3 protein-coding genes and 1 pseudogene are annotated in these 6,613 nt (G+C 67.4%); 2 read left to right on the forward strand and 2 right to left on the reverse strand.

Annotated features, from left to right (window positions below; all coding sequences use genetic code 11):
- Nucleotides 1-170: 170 nt before the first annotated feature.
- Complete coding sequence (locus tag ACFUJY_RS30400) at nt 171-749, reverse strand: CGNR zinc finger domain-containing protein (RefSeq protein ID WP_383305603.1); 579 nt, start codon at nt 747-749, stop codon at nt 171-173.
- Between the two features lie 38 nt (nt 750-787).
- On the opposite strand from ACFUJY_RS30400, the gene ACFUJY_RS30405 reads away from it, so the two are divergent.
- Nucleotides 788-1,996 (forward strand): MFS transporter, encoded by a 1,209-nt coding sequence (locus ACFUJY_RS30405; protein WP_383305604.1) that lies wholly within the window; start codon nt 788-790, stop codon nt 1,994-1,996.
- Between the two features lie 50 nt (nt 1,997-2,046).
- On the opposite strand, the gene ACFUJY_RS30410 is transcribed toward ACFUJY_RS30405, so the two are convergent.
- Entirely contained in the window at nt 2,047-4,596 is a 2,550-nt protein-coding gene (locus ACFUJY_RS30410; protein ID WP_383305605.1) for a Helicase associated domain protein, read from the reverse strand.
- Between the two features lie 313 nt (nt 4,597-4,909).
- Here ACFUJY_RS30410 and ACFUJY_RS30415 point away from each other — a divergent pair.
- Nucleotides 4,910-5,591: pseudogene (locus ACFUJY_RS30415) on the forward strand (transposase).
- Nucleotides 5,592-6,613: the final 1,022 nt, after the last annotated feature.

Genomic DNA, 6,613 nt, shown 5'->3' on the forward strand with positions numbered 1-6,613 from the left:
CTACGCGGGCCGGAGCGAGTTCGGCGCGGCCCAACAGCAGGGCGCTCGGGGCAGGCACGGGGCCAGATCGACGTACTCGTGCCTGGCCAGCCGGCACCCGGTCCCGACGAGGCTCCCGTGCCGGCCTCGCGTTTCAGCAGGGGCGGCCACTCAAGGAAGCCGGTCCGGCCCTACGACTGCGGTTTGGAGCGTCGGTGGGCTGCGACGCGCTCACGGGTCGCGCACCGACGTGAGCAGTAGCGACGTTCCGGCCCGCTGCCTTGAGTGACGAAAACGTTCCGGCAGCTGGGTGAAGTGCAGATCTTGCCGGGCGGGCGCTGGCGGTCCCAGACGAGGACGGCCAGGGCCATGCAGGAAGAGGCGAGGAGCCACTCGTCCCAAGGGGCGTTGTCGTCGCTGTCGAGATGGGGGTGCCACGGGGTGCTGCCGCCGTGCGAGGTCAGGCGGAGCGGCCCGACGTGTTCCTGCAGCAGGCGGTTGAGGGCGGCTGCGGCGCCATCGGCGTGCTCGGCGGCGAAGACCTGCCGCAGCAGCACGGCGGCTGTCCGCATCCCGGCGACATCGCAGGTGGTGAGATCGATGGGATCGGCCTCGCTGTAGGCGCGGAGCACGTCAGCGATGTCGGCCGGGTCGGCGTCCTCGACAGCGAGAGCGTTGATCAGGGCAGCGGCCCGTCGAGCCGTGGTCAGCACGGAGTGTCGGGTGGACCAGTCATCGCTGTTGGAGAGCACCCAAGGAATGTAACGCATCTTGCTCATTTTTGAGTTACCCCCGTAACGTCTTGTTGATGACAAAGCGCTACACCCTTCACATCTATCTCGCTGGAGCAGTTGCAGCTCGTGCCGGGGACGAGATGTCGGGACCGGCGCTGATGCTGACAGCGTTTGCCCTGGCCGGATCGACCGTCGACGCTTCGTCGCTGCTTGCCGGCATCACGATCTCCGCCGCGGTCGGGGGACCGTTGCTCGGGGCGCTCCTCGACAGGACAGGGCGGCCGGGACGCCTACTGGCCGGGGCACTCCTGCTGTACACAGCGGGGCTCGGGACGATTCTCGTGGGACTCGGCCGGCTGCCGTTCGCCGTCACCCTCGTGATCGCCGTGGCGACAGGGCTGCTGGGGCCGGCTCTGTCGGGCGGATGGACGGCCCAGCTGCCACGGGTAGTGCCCGGCGAGTACCTGCCTCGGGCGAATGCGCTCGATGCCATGACGTTCAGTGTGGCGAGCCTGGCCGGTCCAGCCCTCGCGGGCGGTGCGGCGGAGGCGTTGGGAGCCCCGTCGGCGGTGGTGGTCTCCGCGGTGCTCATCACCCTCGCACTGCCCGTTGCATGGATGCTGCCCGCACGCCCCGGTCCGGTGCGGGGTGTGCGGACGTCGGTGATCAGCGACCTTGCCGCCGGAATGCGAGTCATCACCGGAAGGCCGCCTCTGGTCCGGGTCACTCTCACCTCGACTGTTTGCTGTATCGCCCAGGGAATGCTGATGGCGTGTATCCCGGCCCTCGGCGAGCGCGTTCTGGGCGGGGCGAGCCGCGGTGCGGTACTGCTTTCCTGCGTGGCGATTTCTGCTTTGGGGGCCAACGCCGTACTCGCTCGCTTCCCGCGCTCGGTCGATCCTGAGACGATCGTCTGGGCCGGTGCTCTGGTCCAGGCTGCCGCATTGGCCCTGGCCATGTGGGGGCAGCCAGTTGCGCTCATCGTGGCCGTACTCGTCGCGGGGGTCGGTGAGGGACCCCAGCTGGCCGCCTTGTTCGCAGTCCGCCACCGGGAAGCCCCGGATCACCTGAGAGGCCAGATCTTCACCACGGGTGCCAGCCTGAAGATCACTGGATTCGCCCTGGGGGCAGCGGTTGCCGGACCACTCGTGGCTTGGTCCCTTCTCGGTGCTTTGGGACTCGCAGCGAGCGTGGCGGCCCTCGCAGCGCTGGCCTTCTTCACGATCCCGTCGGTAACCGCCAACTCGCCCGCGGACAGCACGCGAGGGGACGTCACTGGTTGACGCGGCGACGACCGAACGGAGTCTTTGCACTGTGACGACGACGCCCACGGTCAGGACCATCGCATGCCGATGGTGGTGAGCAGTTCCACGCGTGCGGGGGAGAGTGTGGCGGCTCGGCTTCGTTGGTTGCTGATCCATGCTCCGACCCGGAGTTCCTGCTCCTCCTGGTCTTCGCCGAAGCTGATCCGTTCGGTGTGCTTCCTGGGTACGCGGAGGTGTCCTTCGCGTTGGTAGTACTGCTTGGCGGCCTGGTAGTTCATGGCCCATTTGTCGGCCTGTGTGCGGGGACGGGGCGGCTTCTCGTCCGCGGCGGCCGGGGTGATTCCGAGGACCTGTTCGCACAGCCATTGCTGTGCGGTGGTGAGCTTGTCCCAGCCGTGTCGGACCGTGCGCACCCATCGTCCGAGGTCTTCGCCTTGGTGGATGACGTCGCCGGGCTCGGTGGGGAGGGAGCCTCCGGCGGCGATGTGGGTTCGGGTGAGGTGGAAGCAGCGTTGCCATCCCACGGACCAACTCGGGCACCAGGTCGGGTCGATGTCTTCCAGTTGCTCGCGCCGCTCGTCTGTCAGGGCTCCAGCCGACGACTGGACCGGCAGGCCCTCGGTACGCCGCTGCTCGTTCTCCACGGCTTTTCGGGCGGCGGCCCGCGCGTTCTTCAGGAAGATGCCCACCTTCGCCCCCTGGAAGACAGCGTTAGTGGGTGCCAGGAGGTGCCCGTGTTCTGCCGCCCACCCGCGGGCGGCGGACAGTCCCTTCTCCCACGCGACGTCGAAGTGCGACCAGATCATGCCGAGTTTTTCCAGGTGGGTGACGCGGTCTTCGCCCATGGTGCCGCGGGCGTAGAAGCGTCGGTTGTCGGCGATCCATTGCCCGAGCGGGAACCCGGCGAGCGAGGCCGGCCACAAAGCGGTCTCTTCGCCTTGTCCCTCCTCGGCCTGGCTGCTGCTGTCGTCGGTGGTGGGTACGCGGTAGGTGAACGGCACCTTCAGGTCGCCGTGCAACTGGTGGTAGATGACGGCGGCCTCGACACCGCGCCGCCAGTGTTCGTTCTCGGGGTTCAGGACGCGCAGGTTGATGAACGCGGCGATGGCGGCCGGGTCGCGCGGCGTGGAGAACTTCAGCAGGGCCTTGGCGGGGGAGCTGACACCCCCGGAGCCCTCGCCGCCCAGGTTCGTGCCTTTCCCGTCGTCATCCTGACCGACGGTCTTGTATTGGCTCGGGCTCTGTTGCTCCGCAAGGCGCTCCACGACCCGGGCGTCGTGCGCCCGAAGTGCCTCCAGCAGCTTGGCGAGCCCGCCGAAGGCCCGGGAGGTGAGCATGTTGTCCGCCGTCTCGCCCGGCCCGAGCAGCACCGGTACGACGAGCGAGGCCACCTTGCCGTCGCCCGGCCGCATCCGCAGCGCGCGGCCCACGGCCTGGACGAGGTCGGGCATCGAGCCGCGTACGTCGGCCCAGTACACGGAGTCGCAGTTCTTGGTGTCGATACCCTCGCCCAGGACCTTCACCGAGCACAGGAAGCACTTCTCCACCACGGTGCCGTCCGTGGCAATCCCGGCCGCGAACTCGTCGAGTGTTCGGCGGCGGTGGAGTGGTTTGTGCTCCCCGCACAGCCAGTTGGCCCAGATCGTTTCCGGGTAGAGGTCGGGATCGCTGGCGTACAGTTGCGCGGCGACGTCCGGAAGACCGGCCGCGAACGCTTCGGCTTCCTTGACGACGTGGTGGAAGACGAGAGTGCGCTGAAAGTTCTCCTCTGCTGATGCCTTCACCAGGGCGGTCTGGAGCGCGGCGAGCCGGGCCCCGCGGACCTCTGCCGAGCGGCCTTCAGCGCCCAGGAGCTGAGTGGCCTGGAGTTGGGTGTCGGTGATGTCGATGCAGACGACTTGGTAGGGGGCACAGATGCCCCGGTCCACGGCTTCCGAGAGGGTCAGGGTGTACGCCCTGCTGCCGAAGGGGCCCTTGGGGTCGTCGTCCATGCTCGCGACCAACTCCGGGGGTGCCGCGTGGTCGGTGTCCTCGTCCAGCTGCCACAGGCGGGGCGTGGCGGTCATGTAGAGGCGGCGTAGAGAGGGGATCTTCTGGTTGTCATGGACGACAGCCCACGGCTTCCCGATCCGGCCCGAAACACGGTGCGCCTCATCCACGACGATCAAGTCCCAGGCCGCGAGGCCCTCGGCGTGCGCCCGCTCCAGAGTGCCCAGCCCAAGGCTGGCGTACGTGGCGAAAACGGTCACCTTGGACAGGCCTCGCGTCCACTCAACCAGCTCGTCCACGTCTGTGGTGTTGGGGAAGGACGCCTCCTCACCTCGCAGCGAGGACACCCCGATCATCGGCCCCCTGCGGCCCCCCTCGTGCCACGCGGACTCGGTCTGGGCGAGCAAGTCCAGCGAGGGCACGAGCACCAGCACACGGCCCGCGCGAAGCTCCTCCGCACTGCGGACCGCCACCCGGGTCTTCCCGGACCCCGTTGCCATGATCACCTGCGTTCGAAGCCCTCGTTCGCACACAAGTGATCTTGCAGGCAATTCAAGGGCACGCACGACCGCATCAATCGCTTCTCGCTGGGCCGCCTCGCGCTGATCAACGTGGTCGGTGCTCGACATATCCGCCTGCCTTCTCCTGAGATGCCGCTCGGTCGATGCAAGCGGCAGGAAACGGGAAACCTGCACGTAGAGAGGCCACACGAGATACGGTTGGACTGACGCGATCGGCTGGTGACCATGTCCTGCCAGAGCGCCAGAAAAGCCGTTGAGATCGATCCGCAGGCTCTCGAGTGCCTCAAGAGGCGGCAGCCTCTGATTCCATAGCTTATCTCAACATGAAAACGAAGCAGTAATAACCCATGGATTTTTTCAATGTGGCTGGAGCCTAAAGGTTGTCCCGTAACTGCCGACTCGCCTCCGCGTTGGTCACAGCATGAGTGTGGTGATCTCGGCGAGTGATCCGATGTGGATCGAGCCGTTCTCGGGGCTGAGCGAGCCGCAGTTCCGCAAGCTGGTCGCGCTCGTGCGCGCCGTCGTGGCGGTGACGTCCAGCGGGGCCGGCCGTGGCGGCTGTGTCTGGAGGACCGGGTGCCGGAGCACCTCGCACCGTTGCTGGCGATCTCTCCCGCGCGGCGGCTGCGACAAGACACCGTACTGATCGTGGACGGCGCCCTCGCTCCCACTCGCGACAGGACGATCGCGGCATCCAGCAAGAAAGACTACCGGTATGCGACCAACCAGCAGGTGGTGATCGACGCCAACAGCCGGCTGGTGGTCGCCGTCGGCCTACCGCTGCCGGGCAACCGTAACGACTGGCGGGCCTTCACCGAGTCGGGCGTCGACCGAGCCTGCCGGGACGCGCCGGTTCTGGCGGACGGCGGCTACCAGGGGACCGGCGCCGTGATTCCGCACCGGCGGCGTCGCGGACAGGAACACTTCACGCCCGAGCAGGAAGCCGACAACGCCATCCACCGCAGGGCCCGGGCCCGGGTCGAGCACGTCTTCTCACGGATGAAGAACTGGAAGGTCCTGGGCGACTGCCGCCTGCGGGGAGCCGGCGTGCACCACGCGATGCTTGCGTCGCACGGCTCCACAACCTTGCGTTCAGCGGATGAGCTGGTCCGCCGCACCGTGAACTGAACCTCGACCATCCCGGGCCACGGCTCGTCGTCCGCCCATCGGACCGCCTCACATCGCAACTCAAGCACGAACGCCCCCACAGCCGAACAAGGTCATCAACGATCGCCAGTATGCCGCGACGCCAGGCCTTGAGCCTTTTCCAACCTGGCTGTCAGGTCCGCCGACCATGCCCGGCGCAGCGTTCGCCGCAGGGCGGCCGACTGTGGATCTGCTGGTCACAGGCCTGTCACCGGCTGACATGGTTACTCACTGGCACGCCCTTGACCAGCACAGACGTGAGGTTGGAAAAGGCTCCTTGGTTACGGACAACCTTTAGTAAGGCCGCCGTACCGCAAGCCAGCCCAATGCCTTCACACCTGCCCGGAGAACACTCTTCCCTTTCCTGTGCGCGCCGCCCTCAAGCGAATTCACCCTGGCGAGGGTGACGCCTGCCTGGGACGATCGCGAGATGTTCCGGAAATTTGAGTACCCCGTCCCGGTCCTTACGGTCGATGTGCCCTCGCGGCCGGCGCAACACCGGTCTGTCTTCTGGACCGGCACTACCCGTTCCCTGGCGCAGGCCTTCTCAGAGCTCAGCCTGGTCGCCGCCCGCGACGGTGCGAACGAAGTCATAGGAGTTCGCGTAATCAGGTCTGGGCATGAGCACCGGCTCGAGTATGAGGCTTACGGCACTGGCATCTGGTTCGCGTGACCGGCCAACAGACTGGCCCGTGCAGCCAGCGCCCGCGAAGCGGGCTTCTTGAAGCCCGGGAGCGAAGCGGACGGGCCGGGGTGAAGCGAAGCGGAACCCCTGACGGGCAGCCACGAAGTGGCAGGCCGTCAAGGCATCACGAAGCGAGGCCCGTTCACTGCGTTCACGGAGCGAAGCGGAGGGAACGCCCGCGCTTCGCGCGGACCGGGGAGCGAAGCGAGCCGGCTCCATAGCCCCTGGAGCGAAGCGGAAGGGGCGCGCCAAGCGAAGCGCGGCGCTTCGCTTGCTCATCGCGCAGCGATGAGG

The sequence above is a fragment of the Streptomyces sp. NPDC057249 genome (assembly GCF_042669245.1).
GTDB lineage: Bacteria > Actinomycetota > Actinomycetes > Streptomycetales > Streptomycetaceae > Streptomyces.

Excerpts from the sequence above, each read along its gene's own strand:
- ACFUJY_RS30410 (WP_383305605.1), bottom strand. The coding sequence starts at position 4,596 with ATGTCGAGCACCGACCACGTTGATCAGCGCGAGGCGGCCCAGCGAGAA.
- ACFUJY_RS30405 (WP_383305604.1), top strand. The coding sequence starts at position 788 with ATGACAAAGCGCTACACCCTTCACATCTATCTCGCTGGAGCAGTTGCA.
- ACFUJY_RS30400 (WP_383305603.1), bottom strand. The coding sequence starts at position 749 with ATGCGTTACATTCCTTGGGTGCTCTCCAACAGCGATGACTGGTCCACC.